This window comes from Streptomyces sp. NPDC101152 (assembly GCF_044768275.1).
Taxonomy (GTDB): Bacteria; Actinomycetota; Actinomycetes; order Streptomycetales; family Streptomycetaceae; genus Streptomyces.
Genome location: NZ_JBIWPO010000006.1, coordinates 171,325 through 191,910 on the forward strand (window position 1 = coordinate 171,325; position 20,586 = coordinate 191,910).

A 20,586-nucleotide genomic window follows, 5' to 3' on the forward strand; every position below is an offset into this window, starting at 1 on the left:
CCTACAGCTCGGATTCTCCGCCCCGGCAGGCAGCAGCCCGCCGGGGCGGAGCCGTCACCACGCGCGGGTGGCGATCAGCTTCTCGACGTCCGCGTCGTGGAATCCGTAGGCCTGGGCGATGAACCAGAAGTCGCCGCCTATCTCCTCCCGGGCCACCGTCTCGATCTCGCTGCCCGCCGCCTCGAACTCGGCCTCCAGCGCGTTGAACTCCTCCGTCGCCGCCTGCGTCAGGGCGTACAGCGCGGCCAGGTCGGCGGGCCGCTTCGCCTCGACGCGCTCGCAGAGGGCGACCAGGATCGCCCTGCCCTTGTCCAGGACGTGGTCCGGGAAGTAGTCGTCCTCGTACAGGACCTCAAGGAACGAACGGGCCGCGGCCTTCTCGTTGCGTACGGGCATGGGTTGCTCCCCCGAGTCGGTGCTCTTCGATGTGGCACCTTTGATGCTGCCACGCCCCACTGACAACGCCCCCCGGAGCAGCCCGTGCCCGACCCCGCCGCCTCCTTCGACCTGCTCCCCGGCGCCGCGGACTCCCCTGTCCTCCTCCATGTGCCGCACTCGGCGCGGGAGATACCGGCCGAGGTGCGCGCGGGCATCCTGCTCGACGACAGGGCGCTGGAGCGGGAGCTGGACCACATCACCGACGCGCACACGGCGGAACTGGCGGACGGGGCGGCACGGTTGGCGGTCCGCACACCCTGGCGGTTCGTCAACCGGCTCTCGCGGCTGGTCGTCGATCCCGAGCGCTTCCCGGACGAGCGCGAGGAGATGCTGGCGGTCGGGATGGGCGCCGTGTACACGCGGACCACGCACCGCGAGCCGCTGCGCGGCGAGGACACCGACCCCGGGCCGCTCGTGGACCGCTGGTTTCGGCCGTACGCGCGGGCCATGACGGAGGCGGTGGCCGGCCGGCTGGCGGCGACGGGGCGGGCCGTCGTCGTCGACGTCCACTCCTACCCGAGCGCCGCACTGCCGTACGAACTGCACGGCGAGGGCCCCCGACCACCGGTCTGCCTCGGCACGGACCCCTTCCACACGCCGCCCAAGCTGCTGGCGGCGGCGCGGGAGGCGTTCGCGTCGTGCGGGGAGACCGGGGTGAACAGCCCCTTCAGCGGAACGTACGTGCCGCTGGACTTCTACGGGAAGGACGCCCGGGTCGGCGCACTGATGGTGGAGATCCGGCGGGACACCTACATGACCGAACCCGGCGGCCTCCCGGGCCCCGGCCTCGCCGGCCTGGCCTCGGCGCTGGCAGCCCTCGTTGACGCCCTGTCATCCTGACGGGCAGGTCGTCACCCGCGCACGCTGACGATCACCACCGCGTCACACCTGAGCCGTCAGCCACATGAGCCGGGACCCAGCCCGTACCGATCCACGAGCCGCGAGGCCTTCGGGGCTCAGGCCGTCAGCCAGTCTGTGACCAGGACTCCCTCGTCGGTGCTCAGGCGGAGGGCGAACGGGCCGGTCGGGGGGTCGGCGTAGGTGAAGCGGCCCAGGTCGTCGGTGGTCAGCGGTGCGGCCGTCTGTGGGCCCCTGAGCACCTCGATGCGGGCCGTCTGGGGCGGCAGTACCTGTCCCATCAGGCCGTGCGCGCTCAGTTCCACGTCGACGGTCACTCCGCCCGCGTGGAAGGTCAGCATGCGCGGCACGTCCACGGCGCCCCGGACCGGGATGGCGTCGACCACCGAGTCGAAGGTCAGCTCGGCGATACGGGCATCGAGGTCGTGCAGGGCGAAGGCCGCTACGGCGATCTGCCGCAACTCGGCCGGGAGCGGGTCGAGGATCGCCGCCCCCTGGCGGAGTTCCTCCTCCATCAGGTCGAGGTCCAGGTCGCCGGCGTCGATGTCACCGTCGTGTTCGTCGTCGCCGAAAGGGTGTTCGCCGTTCACGTCGCTCATTCCTTACACCGTCCCCCGTGCTTCGAGTCGCGCCCGCAGGCGACGCAGACAGCGCTGGCGCAGCGGTCCGATGCTGCCCACGGCGATACCGAGCGCCGCGGACACCTCCTGGTAGCTGGGCGGCGGCGAGGCGATCAGGACGCGCAGCAACTGCCTGCACCGCTCGCCCAGTTCCTCGAACTCCTGCCACACCCGCCGGATGCGCTCCGTCTCGGCGGCGGCCTCCTCCAGGTCCAGGAACGACTGCTCGGGCGTACGGTCCTCGCTGATCCGGTCGAGCAGCTGGGGATCGTCCGTCGGAGTGAGCCGGCGCAGGCTCTTGAGCACCTTCAGGCACTCGTGCCGCGCGGTGCTGGCCAGCCAGGACCCGGCCTTGTCGGGTTCGCGGATGCGCCCCAGGTGCTGGGCGAAGCGGAACCAGACGGTCTGGTACACCTCGTGCGCGTCGGCGTCGGAGAGCCGGTGCGAGCGCACGACGGACCACACCAGGGGGCTCAGCCCCTCCACGAGCGCCTTCCAGGCCGCCGCGTCCCCGTCGACGGCGGCCTGGACCTGCACGCCGACTTCTGTTCGGTCCACGGCCCCACTCCTCGTGTACGGCCTGTCATCGTACGCCGTGGAGGGGGAGGTTCCGCACCTCATGCGGGCGGGGCCAGCAGCGTGACCGGCGACGGGCGCCAGCCCGCCGGGAGCAGCGCCGGCACCTGCGCCCCGCGCACTTCCGCGTACGTGGTGTTCGCGGCCAGCAATTGGGTGCGGGCGGCGCGCGGGTCGCTCTCCTTGTCGGCGGTCATGTAGGCGGCGACCAGACCGGCGGCCACCGGGGTGGCGAACGAGGTGCCGCTCCAGTGCGCGTACCCCTCGAACATGACCTGGTCGGCCTTGCCGGAGCCGGGCGTGCCGGTGTCGCTCAGTACGCCGGTGTGGCGCGGGTACTGGCAGGTGCACGCGTACGTGAAGCCGTAGCGGCAGGCGTCGTACGTGGTGTGCTGGTAGACGTACGGCACGGGGGCGTCGAAGCCGGTCAGGGTGCTGGTGAGGCGCTCGCCGGGGGCGTACGCGCCGACCCAGGAACCGTGGTTGGTGAAGCATGCGCCGAACTCGCCGTCGCCGCGCAGGGCGCCCACGGAGAGCACGGAGTCCTGGTAGTCGGGCAGGGAGGCGTAGGCGGCGGGCCAGAAGGGGGTGGCGCTGGAGTTGTTGCCGGCGGCGGCGACCAGCAGGGTGCGCTGCCCGCGCAGCTCCTGCATGAAGCTCTCCACGCCGAACAGGCCGTCCGTGCGGCCGTTGGAGGTGCCGGCGGACAGACTGATGACGTCGGGCCAGCCGTTCTCGTCGACCGCGTCGAACAGCCGCTGCCCGAACTCGGACTCCAGGACGGCGCCGGCGTCGTTGAGGGTGCTGCGCACGGTGACGTCCGTGTTGGGCGCGACGGCCGCGAGGAGACCCGCGATGAACGTGCCGTGGCCGACGTACTGCAGGAGGTTGCCGTCGGCGTCGGTCTCGGTGCCGTGCAGGTCGCCCTGGACGTGGGCGAGCAGCGGGACCAGGGCGTGGTCGTGGGTGAGGCCGTTGTCGATGACGAGGACGCCGACGGCGGTGTCGGCGTCGTACGGGAGCTGTGAGGGGGCCGGGTTGGTGCCCTGGGTGAGCAGGGCGGGCACGGGCTCGTCGCCGGGGCAGGAGTTGACCGCGATCGACACCACGTGGTTGCGGCTGACCAGCCGGCGTCCGGCACGGATCTCGTGCTCGCGCAGGGAGCGCAGGGCGTGGGCGACGGCCCGGTCGCCCCGCCGGTCGCCGTGGCCGGGGTCGCCGACCTGGATGCGGGTGACGCCCGAGCGGTTGGTCTCCGGGCTCGCCCGGCGCACGTGGTCGGGAGTGAGGCCGGTGGCCTCGGTGAAGTGTGTGCGCACGGTGTCCTCGACGAGACGGGCCTCCTCGCCGTCCCGGGCGAGGACGACACCCTTCTCGTACAGGAACTCCGCCGCGTCGTCGGGCCCCATCGCCAGGGGGACCTCGGGCATGGAGCGCTGGATCTGGTCGAACTGCTCGTGGAATCGCTGAGGTGCCATGGCGTGTCCTCCCCCTTGAGGCGACTGTCGTGAGTCAGAGTCGCCGGGCCGTTGATTGATACAGCGCCAAACGGGTGTCGGGCGCCACCGGGGCAACTACCATCCGTGGAGTGACAGCGGGAAGCGATTCGGTTCTCGAACTGCTGCCGATGGTGTTCGCCGCGCCGAACGAGGCGGTGGCGCGGGCAAAGAGCGTACTGGAGTCCGATGCGTCACCGTGGAGCGCCTCCGTGGCGCACCAGGTGATCGGCATCTGGCAGCGGGACTGGGGCGATCTGCGGATCGCGCTGCACCATCTGCGCCGCGCACGCGATCTGGCGGCGCGCGCGCAGGCGCCCGACCGGGAGGCGGACGTGCTGGCCGCGCTCGGCGTCGCGCTGATCCACGCGGGGCGCACCCGGCAGGGCCTGGCGGCGCTGGAGCGGGGTGTCGCCGTCAGCACCGGGCACACCCGCGCGCGCGTGCTGTTCCGGCGGGCCTACGCCTCGTGGGTGCTGGGCCGGCACCGGGAGGCGCTGGAGGACGTACGGCGGGCGATCCCCGTGCTGCGGCAGGTGGACGACGTCATCTGGACGGCGCGGGCGCTGACCCTGCGGGCGACGGTGCATCTGGCGCTGGGCGCGGTGGAACGGGCCGACGCCGACTTCACCGCGGCCGAGGGGCTGTGGGACCGCACCGGCCAGGAGCACGACAAGGCGGACCTCGTGGAGAGCCGGGGGCTCGCGGCCTTCCGGCAGGGCGACATCCCGGTGGCGCTGCGGCTGCTGGACGACGCGGAGGAGCAGTACGCCAAGCTCGGCACGCCGTCCTTCATGCTCTACATCCGGCGCTGCGAGGTCCTGATGGCGGCCGGTCTCGCACCGGAGGCGCTGGCCGAGGCGGACGCGGCGATCGCGGTGCTCGACGGCATCGGCGGCCAGTCCACGCGCAAGGCGGAGCTGCTGCTGGTGGCGGCCCGCGCGGCCCGGCTCGCGGACGACGCGCACACCGCCATCGCGCGCGCGGCGGTGGCGGTGCGGCTGTTCGCTGGGCAGCGGCGGCCCTGGTGGGAGACGCACGCCCGGCTGGTGCTGATCGAGGCGCGGCTGGCCGCCGGGCGCGGCTCGGGGCGCCTGGTCGCCGACGCCGCCGCGGTCGCCGAGCGGCTCGCCTCCTTCGGCGCGCCGGCCGCGCCGGAGGCCTCGCTGCTCGCCGGGCGGATCGCGCTGGGCCTCGGCTGGACCGCGGACGCCGAACGGCATCTGGCCGTCGCCGCGCGCAGCCGGCACGGCGGTCCGCCGCTGGCGCGGATGACCGGCTGGGCGGCGCAGGCGCTGCGGGCCCGGCTCGCGGGCTCGGGCCGGGGTGTCCTGGAGGCCTGCCGGCGCGGCCTCGACGTGCTCGACGACCACCGGATGACGCTGGGCGCCTCGGAGCTGCGGGCCCGCGCCACGGCGCAGGGCGCGGAGCTGGCCGCGCTCGCCCAGCAGGTGAGCCTGGAGTCCGGAGCGCCTCGTCGACTGCTGGTGTGGAGCGAGCGCTGGCGGGCCACGGTCCTGTCCACGCCGCCGACCCGCCCGCCGGCCGACCCGGAGCTGCTGGGTCATCTGACCGCTTTCCGGGACATCGCCGCCCGCGCGGAGGAGGCCCGCAGCGACGGGCGCCCGATCCCGGCCCTGGAGCGGGAACAGCGGCGCCTGGAACGGGAGATCCGCTCGCGGACCCTGCACATGCGCGGCGACCGGCCGGGCGACGAGGACCGCTTCGACGCGGGCCGGCTGCTGGCGCGGCTGGGCGAGGTGCGGCTGGTGGAGCTCGCCGTGCTGGACGGGCGGGTGCAGGTGCTGCTGTGCGCGGACGGGCGGGTACGGCGGTTCGAGGCGGGGCTGCTCGCGGACGCCGAGGTGGAGGCCGAGCACGTACAGGCGGGGCTGCGGCGGCTGGCCCACCCCGGCGCCGAGGCGCGGCTCCCGCTGGTGGAGGCGATGGGGCGCCGGCTGCAGGAGCTGCTGCTCGGGCCGGCCGCCGCGCACCTGGGCTCCGGCCCGGTCGTGGTCGTACCGCCGGGCCGGCTGCACAGCGTGCCGTGGGCGCTGCTGCCGGCGCTGCGGGACCGGGTGCTGAGCGTGTCGCCGTCGGCCGGCAGCTGGCTACGGGCCCGGGAGACCGAGCCGCCGCGCGGCGGAGGGCACGTGCTGGTACGGGGGCCGGGGCTCGCGACCGGTGGCGCGGAGGTGCCCGAACTCGCCGACCGGTACGGCAGACCGACGCTGCTGGAGCACGAGGACGCGCGCGTGCCGCGCGTGCTCGAGGAGATCGACGGCGCCACGCTGGCGCACATCGCCGCGCACGGCACCTTCCGTGCCGACAGCCCGCTGTTCTCCTCGCTGCGGATGGCGGACGGTCCACTCATCGTCCACGATTTCGAACGCCTGGACCGCAGCCCGTACCGGATCATCCTCTCCAGCTGCGACACCGCCCGGCTCGCCTCGGTCGGCGCGGACGAACTCCTCGGTCTGGTCACCGCGCTGCTGCCGCTGGGCACGGCGGGGGTGGTGGCGAGCAGCGCGCCCGTCAACGACCACGCGGTGGTGCCGTTGATGCTGGCGCTGCACAAGGGGCTCAGCTCCGGTCTGTCCCTGGCGGAGGCGCTGCGCGACGCGCGGGCCGCGCTGCCGGGCGACGCGCTGCACCAGGCGACGGGGTGGGCGTTCACGGCTTTCGGGGCGGCCTGAGGGTACAGGTGGCATTCCCCTGTCGGAGCCAGGGCTGCTCGGGCACCATGATCGTGTGACATACGCGGTTTCTGTGGACGTGCAACTCGCCCAGGGCACTCCGGAACTCGACGCGCTGCAACGCGAGGGCGTCGTCTTCCTCCTGCGCAAGGGTCTCGACTCGATCGAGGCCATCGAGGGACCCGACGGCATGGAGGTCGATCTGACGGACGACGTCATCGCCGTGCATCCCGAAGGGGCCCTGCTGAAACTCTTCGTGGACGCGCCGGCCCTGGAGTTCGCCGAGGACGCGGCGCGGGAGGTCGTCTCGGAGTTGCTGGAGCGCAGCGAGTTGCTGGCCGGCTGGGAGATCACCCGCTGCGAGGTGGACCTGCATCCCGATCTCCTCCAGGAGAGCCTCGACGCGGCCGACGGCCCGGACGCACCGCCCGCGGACCCGGCGGAGCGCGCGCGACGGCTCGCGGCCCACGAGCCGGCCGCCCCGCCGTCCCGGCTCGACGAGGCCGAGGTGGAGGCGATGCGCGAGAGGCTGCGGTCGCTCGCACCGACCCTGCGGGCGTTTCCGCTGGAGTCGTTCGGCTGGTCGAAGCCCGAGGCGGAGGACGAGCCGAGCGTGAGCCGGGAGGCGGCGGAGGTGGCGGCGGGTGCGCTCGTGTACGCAATCGACCTCCTCGTCGACGAGCTGTTCACGGACCTGGCGGGACTGGAGGAGGACGGCCCGACGGTCGCCGAGAGCGACGCGCCGTTCATGATCCTCGACGACCTGCCCCGCCGCTTCGCCCTCCAGTACACGGTGTTGTTCGCCCGCCGCCTGATCGTCACGGCGATCACCCTGACCGGCCGGCTGACCCGGCCGGGCTTCGGCGAGCTGAGCTGTGTCGCCGAGGAGCTGCTGATGCGGTTCCTGGTGGGGCAGGCGGAGGTGACGGCCGACCTGTACGGGCTGCTGACCGAGGAGGTCGGCGCGGCGCTGGAGGCGTTCACCGACACCGTCTTCGAGGACATCGACCACGACTGGCTCCACGAGCCGGCCGCGGACGGCCTGGGCGTCGGCGACTGGTTCATCCCGTTCGACGACGACCGCCATGTGCATCCCTACGCCGCCAACGATGATGATGAGGAGGATGAGGACGACGACGAGGAGCCGGAGGAGGGGCAGCCGGAGGCATAAGGGGGCGGAGGCATGAGGGGGCGGCCTGACCCCTCCCCCGAATCTGGGGGTCAGACCGCCGGTTCATGGGGGTGCCGGTCAGGCCGGCCAGGTGGCGGGCAGATCGGTGACCCAGGGCAGGGACGCCCGGTCGCTCGCGCCGAGGCGGGCGTAGGCGCCGTAGAGGTGGTTGCCGACCGTCCGGACGGAGAGCGTGAGGCGTTCCGCGATCTGGCGGTTGCTCAGGCCCGCGGCGGCCAGGGTGACGATCTGGCGCTGGCGGGCGGTGAGTTCGCCGAGGACCAGACCCGACAGGGCCGGGGTGCGGGCGCCCTGGCAGCGGCGGGCCAGCGCGACGGCACGCGTGCGTGAGGTGCGCGCGGCGTGCGGATCGCGGTGGGCCCCCGCGGCCTGCGCCCGCGCCTCCGCGGCGAACAGCAGGAAGCCGCGCTCCTCCAGGGCCTCGGCCGCCAGGTCCAGCGCCGGACCGTCCGCCCGGGCGAGCGCCTCGGCGTGCAGGGCGAACACCCCCTGGGAGGGGAGGCGGCCGGCCACCTTCTCGGGCGCGCCGAGGCGTACGGCGTCGTAGAGGGCGTAGGTGTCCTGCTCGCCGAACGCCTCCAGCACCGCTGCTTCCACGTCGCCCCGGGCCACCGCCAGCCACGCCGCCACGCCCGCGGGGCCGGGGCCAAGACGGCCCGCCATGGCCTCCTCGGCGACCGCCGTGTCCCCCGACTGCGCGGCGGCCAGGGCGAGTTCGGCTCCGCAGGTCGCGTCCCCCGGCGCGTCCCGCAGCCCCTCCCTCGCCCAGGCCGCCGCCTCCCGCAGCTCCCCCCGAAGCCGCGAGAACCGCGCGCGTACGGCCGCATGGCCGGCCGGCACCGGCGCGCCCTCCTGGGCGAGCCACTCCCCCACGGGTGCCGGCAACGCGCGTACGTCGTTCTGTTCGATCCGCTCGTTCAGCGCCGCCGTCTCCGCGGCGAGGGCCGCACCGCACTGGTCAGCGGTGCGGGTCAGGCGGCGTGCCCGCAGCCGTCCGGCGGCGGCCCGCAGCACCGGCCCGTGCAGCGGACGGGCGAGGCGGACGGCACCGTCGTCGTCGACGCGGACCAGGTCCTCGGCCTCCAGCGCCTCCAGGACGCGAAGGTCGAGTTCGTCGATGGCGAGCGGCAACGGCTCGGCGAACGCCAGGCGTTCGAGGGCCGTCCGCTCCTCGCGGTGCGGGCGCTCGAGCACCTGGGCGGCGCGGTCGCGGACGGTCGCCGTCGTCGGGAGCGGGCCGCGCCACGACCAGGAGTCGCCGGTGTCCTGGCCGCGGGTGAGCAGTCCGCGTTCGCGCAGCGTGTCGACCAGATCGCGGAGCAGGCGCAGGTCACCCCGGCAGAGATGGAGCAGGCGGTTGTGGGTGAGCGGTTCCAGGGGGCCGCCGAGACCGGCCGCGAGGAGTTGTTCGGCGTCCGCCCGGGGCAGCGGTTCCAGGGCGAGGCGGGGCAGCAGTTCACCGGTCCACAGGCGGGAGACCGCGCCGGGACAGGGGGCGTCGTCCGTGGCGACGACGACCAGGCGGGTGCGGCCGTGCACGGCGAGCTGGTGGACCAGGGCCGCCGAGGCGTCGTCGAGGAGGTGGGCGTCGTCGACGAGCAACAGCCGCACCGCGGACAGAAGGTGGACCGCCCGGTGCAGGGAGACCCCCTCGGGCAGCAGGTGCGCGAACGCGGCGAAGGGGATGTGCCGGGCCTCGGGCGTCCCGGCGGCGCGGGCCCGGTCGGTGCCCCGCACGGCCTCGGTGACCAGCCGGGTCTTGCCTGAGCCCACCGGGCCCGTGACCACGATCCCGAGATGGCCGCCGGTCAGGGCGCGGCGGACCAGCTCGAGTTCGTCCGCACGCCCGGTGAACCGCCAGGGCAGTTCCAGGGTCTTCGCGTCGCGTTCGAAGGTCGTCACGGGAGTATGAGTGCGCGTACTCAGTTCTGATACAGGGGGACTTGAGTAGACCCCGACTCAGGCGCCGTGCCCCCGCGCACGGCAGTCTGTTCGCATGACCGGACGCTACTGCAGCCTCGCGCCGCAGTCGGCCCCCGCCTTCACCCCGGGGCTGACCGCGGAGCGGCTCGGTGCGCTCGTCTCCGGCAGCCGGATGTGGGTCAACGGCACGGTCCTGCACTACTGCTTCTTCGACGGTGACGGCGACGCCTCGGTCATCCCGGTGCCCGGCACGGGGGCGGTGCGGCGGGTGTCCTGGGTCGGCGCCTCCGAGCAGCGGGACGTGGTGCGCGAGTGCTTCCGGGAGTGGGCGGGCCTCGGTATCGGCATCACCTTCGTCGAGGTCGGCGACCGCTCGGAGGCCGAACTGCGGATCGGCTTCCAAACCGGTGACGGCTCCTGGTCGGCGGTGGGGCGGGACGCGCTGCGGGCCGGTCAGCACGAGCGCACGATGAACTTCGGGTGGGACCTCACGGCGCCCGGGGAGCGCGCGACGGCCCTGCACGAGATCGGGCACGCGCTCGGCATGCAGCACGAGCACCAGAGTCCGTTCGCGGGCATCCACTGGGACGACGAGGCCGTGTACACCGACCTCGCGGGCCCGCCGAACTTCTGGGGCCGGGACACGACGTACGTCAACATCCTGCGCAAGCTGGACCCGGACGAGGCCAACGGCTCCGTCTGGGACCCGCAGTCGATCATGGAGTATCCCATCCCCGCGGGGCTGATCCTGGAACCGGAGCAGTTGCGCGGGGGGCTCCACCCGCCGGGCACGCTGTCGCCGGCCGACAAGGAGTTCGCCCTGCGCTGGTACCTGCCGGCCGGTGCGGCGCGGCTCCCGGTCCTGGAGCCCTTCCGTTCCGTGCCGCTGGGGCTCGGGCCGGGCGAGCAGGCCGACTTCACCTTCGATCCGCCGGAGACCCGCGAGTACACCGTGGGGACCTTCGGGGCGAGCGACACCGTCCTGGTGGCCTTCGAGGAGCGGGACGGGGAGCCCCGCTACCTCGCCGGCCGGGACGACGGCGGGCAGCCGCACAACGCCACGTTCAGGGCCCGGCTCGTCAAGGGCCGCCGCTACTACGTCCGGGTACGTCTGTACTCCGCGTGGGGTCCGGGGGAGACAGCGGTCATGTGCTGGTGACGGCACAGGACCCGCGCCACGCGGTGAGCTGGACCACAGTCCGGCGCCGGGGGAAGGGTGGAGGCACATCACCTTCGGGGGAGGGAGATGTGCCTCCGCCCCACATCGTTGTGGGTGGCGTCACCGTCGGTCATCCGTAGCGGGCCGCCGTGGCACGGGCCGTCTCGGCCAACCGCGTTCGGACGGACGCCGGTTCCAGCACCTCGGCGTCCGGGCCGAAGGGCAGGAGGCGGCGGCAGGCGGCCGTCGGCGAGTCGAAGTGGAGGGTGAGGCGGTGCCGGCCCGGGGCCTCGGGGGTCGCCCGTGCGCCGGACGCGTCGTCACCGAGGATCGTGCGGGTCAGGGGCGTTGTTGGCGGATGCGTTCGGCGACCGCGCTGTTCTCGGTCTCCCACCAGGGCCGTACGAGGTCCGGCGACGGGTCGGCCGACTCCGTGGGCGCCGCCGGGATCAGTTCCGTGGCCAGGCGGCGGTCCAGTGCCACCGTCTCGGCGCGTTCCGTGCGGAACCACTGGACGAGGATCGCGAGCAGGAAGGGCAGCGCCACCAGCTCGGCGATGCTGATCATCGCGCCGCCGCCGACCTGCTGGTCCTGCTGCACGTCGGGAGACCAGGCCGGGGCGTGGTGCAGGTACCAGGCGCCGGCGATGAGGGTGCCGTGGGTCATCACCACGATGCCCGGTACGGCGTCGACGATCCCGTCGAGGAAGACCAGCGCCGCTCGCACGGGGTGCGTGCACCACGCGGGCAGCGTCTCCTCCCGGGTGAGCACCGGCACCACGAACAGGCTGCCGGCGAGCAGCAGGTGGAGGTACATCAGCTGGTGCAGCCAGTCGTCGCGCAGGGCGGTCTCGAAGTACGGCGTGAAGTACACCGTGAGTTCGGTGACCAGCACGAGGGCCGTGCTGACCAGGGGGAAGGTGAGCAGGCGCACCACCCGCCCGGTCATGGCGCGCCGCAGGCGGGCGGCGGCCTGCTCGGGCAGGGCGTCGGCGGCCAGGCGCAGCGGGTCGCCGAGCGCGAGGCCGAGCGGGGCGACCAGGTCCAGGAGGATGTTCTGCACCGCCGCCGGCCAGAACAGCACGTGGTCGTACACCGCGAGGGCCGACATCGTGGCCACGACGAGCGTGCCGAGGCCGAGCACCACGAAGGCGGCGACGCGCGGCAGCGGCCAGCGCTCGCCCCGGCGCGCAAACCGCAGCACGCCCCAGCCGTACAGGCCGCCGAGCAGGACGACGAGCAGCAGGGCGGGCACGTCCGGTTGCCATGTGGACAGCATCCGTCCCACGGTGAGCTCCGGCGGGCTCGACATCGCGCACTCCCTTCACGGCGTCCGACCAGACCCGGCCAGGGACTCTACGCCGTGCGGGAGGGCCGGGCGGACGGCGGCCGGTGGGCGCCCGGCCGTCATACCGACCTCTTGCCGAACCCTTACCGAAGCCCCACCGTCAGCGCCGGCTCCACTCCCGTGCCAGCAACTCGTACGAGTGCACCCGGTCCGCGTGGTCGTGGGTGATCGTCGTGATGAGCAGTTCGTCGGCGCCGGTGGCCTCCTGGAGCTGTTCCAGCCGGTCGGCGACCCGGCCCGGTGAGCCGACGAACTGGGTGTCGATCCTGTCCTGCACCAGCTCCCGGTCCTCCTCGCTCCAGGCGTGGGCGCGGGCCTCCTCCGGTGTGGGGTAGGGGATGGCGCCCTCGGCGGTTCGGATGCTGCGCACCCACGGGCCGTAGCCGGCGGCGAGTTCGCGGGCGGTGGCGTCGTCCTCGGCGACCACGACGTCGGCGGAGACGGTGACGTAGGGCTTGTCGAGGACGTCGGAGGGCTGGAAGGCGGAGCGGTAGCCGTCCACGGCCTCCAGGACCGTGGCCGGGCTGACGTGGTAGTTGGCGGCGAACCGCAGGCCCCGCGCGCCCGCGACCTGGGCGCTCTCGCCGCCGCTGCTGCCGAGGATCCACAGCTCGACCTCGGCCCCCTCCCCCGGCACGACGTGCGCCTCGACGCCCTCCGGGGAGCGGTAGGTGCCCGCCAGCAGGGCGAGGATGTCGTCGATCTGCTCGGCGTAGTCCGGGGACTCGGCGCCCGGCAGGAGGAGCAGCCTGCGCTGCAGGGCGATGCGCGGGGAGCCGAGGAGGCGGGCGAAGGAGAAGGGGGGCGGGATGAGCAGGCCGCCCGGCGCACGGCCGTCGATGACCGGGGTGGCCGTCACGCCGGCCGGTTTCTCGCCCGGCGGACGGCCGCCGGAGCGGCCCAGGCCCAGGTCGAAGCGGCCCGGGTGCAGGGCGTCCAGCAGGCCGAACTCCTCGACCGTGGACAGAGCGGTGCGGTGGCCGAGCTGTACGGCGCCGGAGCCCAGGCGGATCGTGGACGTGACCGAGGCGGTGAGGGCCAGGACGACCGCGGGGGACGTACCGGCGACGCCCGGGTTGAGGTGGTGCTCGGCGAACCAGTAGCGGGCGTAGCCGAGCCGCTCGGCGTGCCGGGCCAGGTCGATGGAGTTGCGCAGGGCGTCGGCGGCCGTCGAGCCGGAGGAGACCGGGACGAGGTCGAGGACGCCGAGGGGGATGTCAGACATGGGCCGCCTCCTTCGGCAGGACGGGCGCCCAGTCGAAGGGCGGGTCGGGGATGTCCTTGCGCAGGGTCGGGACGACCGCCGGCTGGAAGGGTTCGAGGAACTTCACGAGGCCACCCGGTCGTCGGCCGCGTCCGGGTGCTCCAGACCCAGGTGGTGGCGCAGGGTCGGGCCCTCGTACTCGGTGCGGAGGACGCCCTGTTCCTGCAGCAGCGGGACGACCTTGTCGGCGAAGTCGTCGAGGCCGCCGGGGGTGATGTGCGGGACGAGGATGAAACCGTCGCTGACGTCGGCCTGGACGTAGTCGTTGATGGTCCTGGCGATGGTCGTCGGGGAGCCGACGAAGGTCTGCCGGTTGCCGGTGTTGATGACCAGGTCACGGATGGACCAGTTGTTCGCCGCGGCCAGTTCGCGCCACTCGCGGGCGGTGGCCAGCGGGTCGCGGTACATCCGGACCTGGGCGCGGCCCTTGGAGATGTGGTTGTCGCTGACGTCCGGGTCGATGTCGGGCAGCGGCCCCTCCGGATCGTAGGCGGACAGGTCCCGGTTCCAGACGAACTCCAGGTGCCTGATGGCGGTGGCGCCGCTGACCTGCTGTCGGCGCACCTCCCTGGCCAGGTCCTCCGCCTCGGCGTCGGTGTCGGCGAGCGCGAAGGAGGCGGCGGGCAGGATCAGCAACTGGTCATGGCGGCGGCCGTACTTGGCGAGGCGGTTCTTGACGTCCGTGTAGAAGGCCTGCCCCTCCGTGAGAGTGGCGTACCGGCTGAAGATGGCGTCGGCGGAGGAGGCGGCGAACTCACGCCCCTCCTCGGAGTCGCCGGCCTGGAAGACGACCGGGCGGCCCTGCGGGGAGCGCGGGACGTTGAACTGGCCGTGGATGTCGAAGTGCCGGCCGGTGTGGACGAAGGAGCCGGCCTTCGCGTCGCGCAGGAAGACGCCGGAGGCCTGGTCGGCGATGATCTCGTCGCCGTGCCAGGAGTCGAAGAGCTCGTTGGTGGTGGCCAGGAACTCCTTGGCGCGGGAGTAGCGCTCCTCCTGCGGGAGGAAGCCGCCGCGACGGAAGTTCTCGCCGGTGAAGGCGTCCCATGAGGTGACGACGTTCCAGGCGGAGCGGCCGCCGGAGAGGTGGTCGAGGCTGGCGAACTGGCGGGCCACCTCGTAGGGCTCGTTGAAGGTGGAGTTGATGGTGCCGGTCAGGCCGAGGTGCTCGGTGACGGCGGCGAGCGCGGCGAGGATCGTGAAGGTGTCGGGGCGGCCGACCACGTCCAGGTCGTATATCTTCCCGCCCTGTTCGCGCAGGCGCAGGCCCTCGGCGAGGAACAGGAAGTCGAACCTGGCGCGTTCCGCGGTCCGCGCGAAGTGCGCGAAGGAGTCGAACTCGATGTGGCTGCCGGCCTTCGGGTCGCTCCACACGGTGGTGTTGTTGACGCCCGGGAAGTGCGCGGCCAGATGGATCTGCTTCAGCGGCTTGCTGGTCATGTCGGTGCGGGTCCTTCCGGCTCAGGCGGTCGCTGCGGCGTAGCGGTTGGCGGGGCGGGCGAGGCCCAGCAGGCCGCGCAGGGTGTCGGCCTCGTAGGCGGTGCGGAAGGCGCCCCGGCGCTGGAGTTCGGGGACCAGGCCCCGGGTGATCGCCGGGAGGTCGTGTCCGGCGACGGCGGGCCGCAGCCGGAAGCCGCTCAGCCCTTCCGCCGCGAACTCCTGGAGGATGTCGGCGAGTTGGGCGGGCGTACCGGCGAAGATGCGTGCGTCGCTGGTGTAGGGCTCCCCCGCGAGGGCTTCGAGGCGTGCTCGGCGGTCCTCGGCCGCGGCTTGCTCGTCGTCCAGGAACACCACCAGGTCGCCGAAGACATGGAGGGGTTCACCGGCGCGTCCGGCCGCCTCCTGCTCGGCGCGGATCTCGGCGACGATCGCTCGGGCATGCCCTGCGTCCTGCGGGGTGACGTAGCCGACGTCGGCCTGGCGGGCCACCAGCCGGTAGGGGACGGTCTGGTGGGCGAGGGAGGTCACCAGCGGCTGGCCCTGCGGCGGACGCGGCGTGATGGAGGGGCCCTTGACGCTGAAGTGCCTGCCCTCGAAGTCGATGTAGTGCAGCTTGTCGCGGTCGATGAAACGGCCGGTGGCGACGTCCCGGATCTCCGCGTCGTCCTCCCAGCTGTCCCAGAGGCGGCGCACGACCTCGACGTGGTCGGCGGCCTCGTCGAAGAGTTCGGTCAGCCGGTCCTGCCCGGCCGGGCTCTGCAGTTCGCCCAGGTCGATCGGCGGGAAGGTGCGGCGGCCGAAGTGGTCGGCCTCGTGCGGCCGGGCGGAGATCTGCACCCGCAGGCCCGCGCGGCCGGTGCTGACGTAGTCCAGGGTGGCGATCGCCTTGGAGATGTGGAAGGGCTCGGTGTGGGTGGCGATCACCGTCGGGACCAGGCCGATGTGCCGGGTCAGGGGCGCGATGCGGGACGCGGTCAGTACGGCGTCGAGGCGGCCGCGGACCTGGTCGGTGCGGCCGTCGGGCTCGCCGAAGAGCGAGGACTGCAGACCGAGGCCGTCCTCGAAGGTGACGAAGTCGAGCAGGCCGCGCTCGGCCTCGGCGACCAGGCCGGCCCAGTAGCCGGCGGTGAACAGGTCACGGGGGCGGGCGACTTGCTCGCGCCAGGAGGCGGGATGCCAGCCGGTGCCGTCGAGCGCGACGGCCAGGTGCAGAGGAGAAACGGGAGTCGAGGACACTGGGGTGCCTTCCTGGAGGTCCGTACGAGATCGCCGGCCCGCGGGAGTCGGGGCGCACGGCGCTGGAGAAACGGGGTCAGGAGCTACAGAGGGAGCCGGCCACGCGCTGCAGGTCGATGTGGGGCCGGGAGTGGAGGCGGACGGCGCTGAGTACACGTGTCACGTACCGCACCTCCGTTCCGGACGGTCCGACCACTTCCCTTCGACAAGGACAACGGCACGGTCATGCCGTTTCTTCCAGCGCCGCGGCCCCGGTGTACCGGACGAGCGAGATCTCCGTACGGGTGCGCAGGGTGAAGCCGATCGACTCGTACAGCCGGATCGCGTCGGTGTTGTCGGCGCGGGCGTGCAGGAAGGGGCGTTCGCCGCGTTCCTTGATGCCGGCCGCGACCGCGCGGACCAGGCGGGTGGCCAGGCCGCGGCCCCGATGTCCGGGGTCGGTGCACACGGCGCTGATCTCGGTCCAGCCCGGCGGATGGAGGCGCTCGCCGGCCAGGGCGACCAGCCGGCCGCGGTGGCGGATGCCGAGGTAGGTGCCCAACTCGACCGTGCGGGGCAGATAGGGTCCGGGCTCGGTGCGGGCGACGAGGTCGAGGATCTCGGGCACGTCCGCGCGGCCCAGCCGCACGGCCTCCGGGTCGGGCTCGGCACGCAGGGAGGTGTCCACCAGTTGGACGCCCTGTCCGGTGCCGATGATCTCCCAGCCGTCCGGTGCCTCGGTCAGGCCCCGCACCGGGGCGGTGCCGCCGGGTCCGACGAGGGTCGCCAGGTCGGCCCAGTCCTGGCGGTCGTCGGTGCCGGAGACGGCGTGGAAGGGGGCCACGTCGGGCTGGTAGCGGACGGCGTTGCCGACGCGTTCCGCGAAGTGCGCGTGGGGGCCGGTGAGGGCGGCCCAGGCGGGGTTGTCCAGGATGTGGGACGAGGTGGCTTCGACACTGGTGACGGACATCTGTGGCGGTCTCCGGGAGGGGCTGTGCTCTGGGGCTCCGGTGCGCGGGGGCCCGGCGGCCGGGTCCCCGCGCACCACGGGTCAGGAGTTGTCGAGGGGCAGGCCGGGCGGGTTGACCTCGGACGTGGCGACGGCCTCGTTGGAGAGGTTGTACGCCTTGAGCCACTCGGCGTACTGGCCGTTCTTGATCAGGTAGTTGATGGCGTCGGCGAGCGGCTTGGCGAGGCCGCTGTCCTTCTTCGCGGTGGCCGCGATCAGGCCCTGCAGACTCGCGCCGGCGCCGGAGTAGGTACCCGCGGTGCGGGTGGCGTTGGGCGTGTTCGCGACCTGGCGGTTGTGGTAGGCGATACCGGGGTTGGGGCCGAAGTAGGCGTCGATCTTGCCGCTGGACAGGGCCAGGTAGACGCTGTTGCTGTCCTGGAAGTACTTGACGTCGAGCTTCTTGCCCTCCTTGGCCAGCTTCGCCTTCCACTCCAGGAGGATCTTCTCCTGGTTGGTGCCGGAACCCACGGAGACGGTCTTGCCGGCGAGGTTCTCGTAGTTGCCGTCGAAGTTCCAGGTGCTCTTCTTCGGCACGGTGAAGGCGAGGTTGTCCTGCCGGTAGGAGGCGAACTCGTACTTCTTCTTGCGCTCCTCGGTGTCGGTGACGTTGGAGAAGGCCACGTCGACCTTGCCGCTGTCGATGCCGACGAAGAGGTTCTCCCAGGTGGAGTTCTTCACCTCGGGCTTCAGGCCGAGGACCGTGGCGACCAGGCGGCCGAAGTCGGGCTCGGCGCCGGTGAGGGTCTTCTGGTCGCTGCCCACGTAGGCCAGCGGCGGGAAGCCGGCCGGCAGGGCGCCGATGCCGATCTCCAGCTTGCCGCTCTTCTTGAGGGAGGCGGGAAGTTCGGCGCTGATGGACTTGACCTCGGCGACCTTGACGGAGGTCTGCTGGGCGGCGCCGTTGGAGACCTGGCCGATTGAGACCTCGCCGGTCTTGGCGGCGGTGTCGGTGGAGGTGGCCGCGTCGCTGTTGCCACCGCAGGCGGCGAGCCCGGTGGCCAGGGAGGCGACGGCGGTCGCCGCGGTGATGCCGCGTATCAGGCTGCGTCGGGTGAAGTGGGTAGACATGGCCGTTCCTTGTCGGTGATGAGAGAGGGGTGGCGTGGGGGGAGGTCTGGGATGCGGCGGGCCGTCAGAGGACCTTGCTGAGGAAGTCCCTGGTGCGCTCGTGCCGCGGGGTGTCGAGGACCTCGGAGGGCGGCCCCTGTTCGACGATCCGGCCGCCGTCGATGAAGACGACCCGGTCGGCGATCTCGCGGGCGAAGCCGATCTCGTGGGTGACGATGACCAGGGTGGTGCCGCTGGTCGCCAGGTCCTTGATGACGGCGAGGACCTCGCCGACCAGTTCGGGGTCGAGGGCGGAGGTGGGCTCGTCGAAGAGGATGACGCCGGGGCGCAGGGCGAGGGCGCGGGCGATGGCGACGCGCTGCTGCTGGCCGCCGGAGAGCTGGCGCGGGTAGGCGGCGGTCTTGTCGGCGAGGCCGACCCGGTCGAGGAGTTCGCGGGCGAGGTCCTGCGCCTCGGTCCGGCCGAGGCGGCCGGTGGCGACCGGGGCGGCGGCCACGTTGTCCAGGACCGTCAGGTGCGGGAAGAGGTTGAAGTTCTGGAAGACGAAGCCGATCCGCCCGCGCTGGGTGAGGATGGCCCGCTCGCTCAGCTCCTTGAGGCGGTCGCCCTGCCGCTTCACCCCGATCAGCTCGCCGTTGATGCTGACGTAGCCGATCTCGGGCTTCTCCAGGTGGTTGATGACCCGCAGCAGAGTGGACTTGCCGGAGCCGGACGGGCCGAGGACGACGGTGACCTCGCCGGGGCGGACGGTCAGGTCGACGCCGTCGAGCACCCGGTGGGTGCCGTACCACTTGTGCACGTCGTGCACCTCGACGGTGGCGGCCTGGACGTCCGCCAGGGGCTCGAGCGTCTTGGCGGTCATACGGCGGCCTCCCGGCGGATGCGGGCCCGCAGACCGGTGAGACCGGTGCGGAGCTTCTGCAGCGGCGTCGGCGGCAGGTTGCGGGTGGCCCCGCGGGCGTAGTGCCGCTCGACGTAGAACTGGATGACGGAGACGACGCTGGTCAGGATCAGGTACCAGACGGTGACGACCAGCAGCAGCGGCACGATGTCGCCGGGGTAGGTGGAGCCCATGGTCTGCGCGGAGCCGAACAGGTCGAGCAGGGAGACGTAGAAGACCAGCGAGGTGCCCTTGATCAGGCCGATGAGCTGGTTGACGTAGTTCGGGATGATCGAGCGCAGCGCCTGCGGGAAGACGATTCTCCGGAACTGGTAGCTCTTCGGCAGGCCCAGCGCCGCGGCCGCCTCGTGCTGGCCCTGGTCGACGGAGAGGATGCCGCCGCGCACCACCTCGGCCGCGTAGGCGGCCTCGTTGAGGCTGAGGCCGATGACGGCGACGACCATGTCGGTGGCGAGTTTCGACTCGTCGAAGGAGAAGAAGGCCGGCCCGAAGGGGACGCCGAGGCTCACCGTCTTGTACAGGGCGCTGAAGTTGTAGAGGAAGATCAGCACCACGATGAGCGGGATGGAGCGCAGCGCCCAGACGTAGGTCCAGCTGACCGCGCGCAGCACGGGGCTCCTCGACAGCCGGGCCAGGGCGAGCAGGATGCCGCCGAGCAGGCCCAGCACCGCACTGTAGGCGGTCACCTGAAGGGTGATCAGCAGGCCGTCGAGGATGGTGGGGCGCAGGAACCAGTAGGCCCACCGGTCCCACTGGTAGAAGGGGTTGGTCACCAGCCCGTGCACGAACTGGGCGACCAGGACCAGGACGACGGCGGTGGCGACCCAGCGTCCGGGGCGCCGCAGCGGGAGAACACGCTGGGCGGCGAGGGGCTTTGACGGCTTGTCGGCGGTGGCCGTCCCGGGAAGCGTGACGGTGGCGCCAGGGGGTTCACTCATGGTGGGCTCCGGCTGGATCGGACACCCCGGACGGCGCGGCGGCATGCGGCGGCGGATGCCATGGCGAGGTACCGGGGGCGGGAAGGACGAGGGCACACCGCGGGGGCGGTGTTCGTCAGGGGGTGCGGGGGCTGTTGGGGAGAGGTCAGCCCCGACAGCGGGCACGGCCCGATGCGGTACACACTGCGCTGTTCACACGGAGCAGATCGACGGCGCGATCGGCGACGAGGAGGTTCGGGTACGGCTGTACGCAGCCCTGCGGGCGGCTCGTGGCCGTCCTGGGAGCTGCGTACATGGCGTCACCGTCACTGTTCCGGCCCTGTGGGCCTCGCGCTTACCGAAAGGTCATCCGGTCCGGTCGTCACCTGGGGCACCCCACCGCGGTGCGAGGGTTGCCGGTCAGCTAGCCAGGGCTTGTCGCTGACGCTCATGACCGTTCTGGTTGT

The 20,586-nt window shown here is 72.7% G+C and carries 19 protein-coding genes and 1 riboswitch; of the genes, 4 read left to right on the forward strand and 15 right to left on the reverse strand.

Annotated elements, in window-relative coordinates; genetic code table 11:
• Positions 1–54: 54 nt before the first annotated feature.
• Entirely contained in the window at positions 55–396 is a 342-nt protein-coding gene (locus ACIRVK_RS10525; RefSeq protein WP_404245238.1) for a DUF5713 family protein, read from the reverse strand.
• 84 nt (positions 397–480) lie between these two features.
• Between ACIRVK_RS10525 and ACIRVK_RS10530 the strand changes: the two genes are divergently transcribed.
• Entirely contained in the window at positions 481–1,278 is a 798-nt protein-coding gene (locus tag ACIRVK_RS10530; protein WP_404245240.1) for an N-formylglutamate amidohydrolase, read from the forward strand.
• Between the two features lie 116 nt (positions 1,279–1,394).
• Here the strand turns inward: ACIRVK_RS10530 and ACIRVK_RS10535 are convergent, their stop codons facing one another.
• Genes ACIRVK_RS10535 through ACIRVK_RS10545 form a run of 3 tightly spaced genes read right to left on the reverse strand, consistent with a single transcriptional unit; the run spans position 1,395 to position 3,970 of the window.
• A complete protein-coding gene (locus ACIRVK_RS10535; protein ID WP_404245242.1) occupies positions 1,395–1,895 on the reverse strand; it encodes a hypothetical protein in 501 nt (166 codons plus the stop codon).
• Between the two features lie 3 nt (positions 1,896–1,898).
• The gene (locus ACIRVK_RS10540) at positions 1,899–2,474 is read right to left on the reverse strand and encodes an RNA polymerase sigma factor (RefSeq protein ID WP_404245244.1); all 576 of its coding nucleotides are present in this window, start codon (positions 2,472–2,474) and stop codon (positions 1,899–1,901) included.
• A gap of 59 nt (positions 2,475–2,533) precedes the next feature.
• Complete coding sequence (locus tag ACIRVK_RS10545) at positions 2,534–3,970, reverse strand: S8/S53 family peptidase (protein WP_404245246.1); 1,437 nt, start codon at positions 3,968–3,970, stop codon at positions 2,534–2,536.
• 149 nt (positions 3,971–4,119) lie between these two features.
• On the opposite strand from ACIRVK_RS10545, the gene ACIRVK_RS10550 reads away from it, so the two are divergent.
• Positions 4,120–6,684: a CHAT domain-containing protein gene (locus ACIRVK_RS10550; protein WP_404245564.1), complete on the forward strand. Its 2,565-nt coding sequence runs from the start codon at positions 4,120–4,122 to the stop codon at positions 6,682–6,684.
• Between the two features lie 55 nt (positions 6,685–6,739).
• Positions 6,740–7,855 carry a hypothetical protein gene (locus ACIRVK_RS10555; RefSeq protein ID WP_404245248.1) on the forward strand — a complete coding sequence of 372 codons (1,116 nt, stop codon included), beginning with the start codon at positions 6,740–6,742 and terminating at the stop codon, positions 7,853–7,855.
• A gap of 78 nt (positions 7,856–7,933) precedes the next feature.
• Here ACIRVK_RS10555 and ACIRVK_RS10560 read toward each other — a convergent pair whose 3' ends face one another.
• Positions 7,934–9,778, reverse strand: a complete 1,845-nt coding sequence (locus tag ACIRVK_RS10560; protein WP_404245251.1) for a LuxR C-terminal-related transcriptional regulator — start codon at positions 9,776–9,778, stop codon at positions 7,934–7,936.
• 94 nt (positions 9,779–9,872) lie between these two features.
• Here ACIRVK_RS10560 and ACIRVK_RS10565 point away from each other — a divergent pair, with 94 nt between their 5' ends.
• The gene (locus ACIRVK_RS10565; protein WP_404245253.1) at positions 9,873–10,958 is read left to right on the forward strand and encodes a M12 family metallopeptidase; all 1,086 of its coding nucleotides are present in this window, start codon (positions 9,873–9,875) and stop codon (positions 10,956–10,958) included.
• Positions 10,959–11,088: 130 nt separating this feature from the next.
• Here ACIRVK_RS10565 and ACIRVK_RS10570 read toward each other — a convergent pair whose 3' ends face one another.
• From ACIRVK_RS10570 to ACIRVK_RS10615, 10 genes are all read right to left on the reverse strand, one after another.
• Complete coding sequence (locus ACIRVK_RS10570) at positions 11,089–11,352, reverse strand: WYL domain-containing protein (protein WP_404245255.1); 264 nt, start codon at positions 11,350–11,352, stop codon at positions 11,089–11,091.
• Positions 11,298–12,269, reverse strand: a complete 972-nt coding sequence (locus ACIRVK_RS10575; RefSeq protein ID WP_404245257.1) for a cytochrome c oxidase assembly protein — start codon at positions 12,267–12,269, stop codon at positions 11,298–11,300. Before ACIRVK_RS10575 ends, ACIRVK_RS10570 begins: the two co-directional genes overlap by 55 nt.
• A 136-nt stretch (positions 12,270–12,405) precedes the next feature.
• Positions 12,406–13,530, reverse strand: coding sequence for an LLM class flavin-dependent oxidoreductase (locus ACIRVK_RS10580; RefSeq protein WP_404245259.1), 1,125 nt, complete (start codon positions 13,528–13,530; stop codon positions 12,406–12,408).
• 102 nt (positions 13,531–13,632) lie between these two features.
• On the reverse strand, positions 13,633–15,006 hold the full coding sequence (locus ACIRVK_RS10585; RefSeq protein ID WP_404245261.1) for an NtaA/DmoA family FMN-dependent monooxygenase: 1,374 nt from the start codon (positions 15,004–15,006) through the stop codon (positions 13,633–13,635).
• Between the two features lie 21 nt (positions 15,007–15,027).
• The gene (locus ACIRVK_RS10590) at positions 15,028–16,242 is read right to left on the reverse strand and encodes an LLM class flavin-dependent oxidoreductase (RefSeq protein WP_404245263.1); all 1,215 of its coding nucleotides are present in this window, start codon (positions 16,240–16,242) and stop codon (positions 15,028–15,030) included.
• A 76-nt stretch (positions 16,243–16,318) separates the two neighbouring features.
• Positions 16,319–16,438, reverse strand: coding sequence for a putative leader peptide (locus ACIRVK_RS10595; protein WP_404245265.1), 120 nt, complete (start codon positions 16,436–16,438; stop codon positions 16,319–16,321).
• Between the two features lie 27 nt (positions 16,439–16,465).
• Positions 16,466–17,191: a GNAT family N-acetyltransferase gene (locus tag ACIRVK_RS10600; RefSeq protein WP_404245267.1), complete on the reverse strand. Its 726-nt coding sequence runs from the start codon at positions 17,189–17,191 to the stop codon at positions 16,466–16,468.
• 81 nt (positions 17,192–17,272) lie between these two features.
• Positions 17,273–18,301 carry a transporter substrate-binding domain-containing protein gene (locus ACIRVK_RS10605; protein ID WP_404245269.1) on the reverse strand — a complete coding sequence of 343 codons (1,029 nt, stop codon included), beginning with the start codon at positions 18,299–18,301 and terminating at the stop codon, positions 17,273–17,275.
• Between the two features lie 64 nt (positions 18,302–18,365).
• Positions 18,366–19,163: an amino acid ABC transporter ATP-binding protein gene (locus tag ACIRVK_RS10610; protein WP_404245271.1), complete on the reverse strand. Its 798-nt coding sequence runs from the start codon at positions 19,161–19,163 to the stop codon at positions 18,366–18,368.
• Positions 19,160–20,140, reverse strand: coding sequence for an amino acid ABC transporter permease (locus tag ACIRVK_RS10615; RefSeq protein ID WP_404245273.1), 981 nt, complete (start codon positions 20,138–20,140; stop codon positions 19,160–19,162). Before ACIRVK_RS10615 ends, ACIRVK_RS10610 begins: the two co-directional genes overlap by 4 nt.
• A gap of 325 nt (positions 20,141–20,465) precedes the next feature.
• Positions 20,466–20,575, reverse strand: a riboswitch (SAM riboswitch).
• Positions 20,576–20,586: the final 11 nt, after the last annotated feature.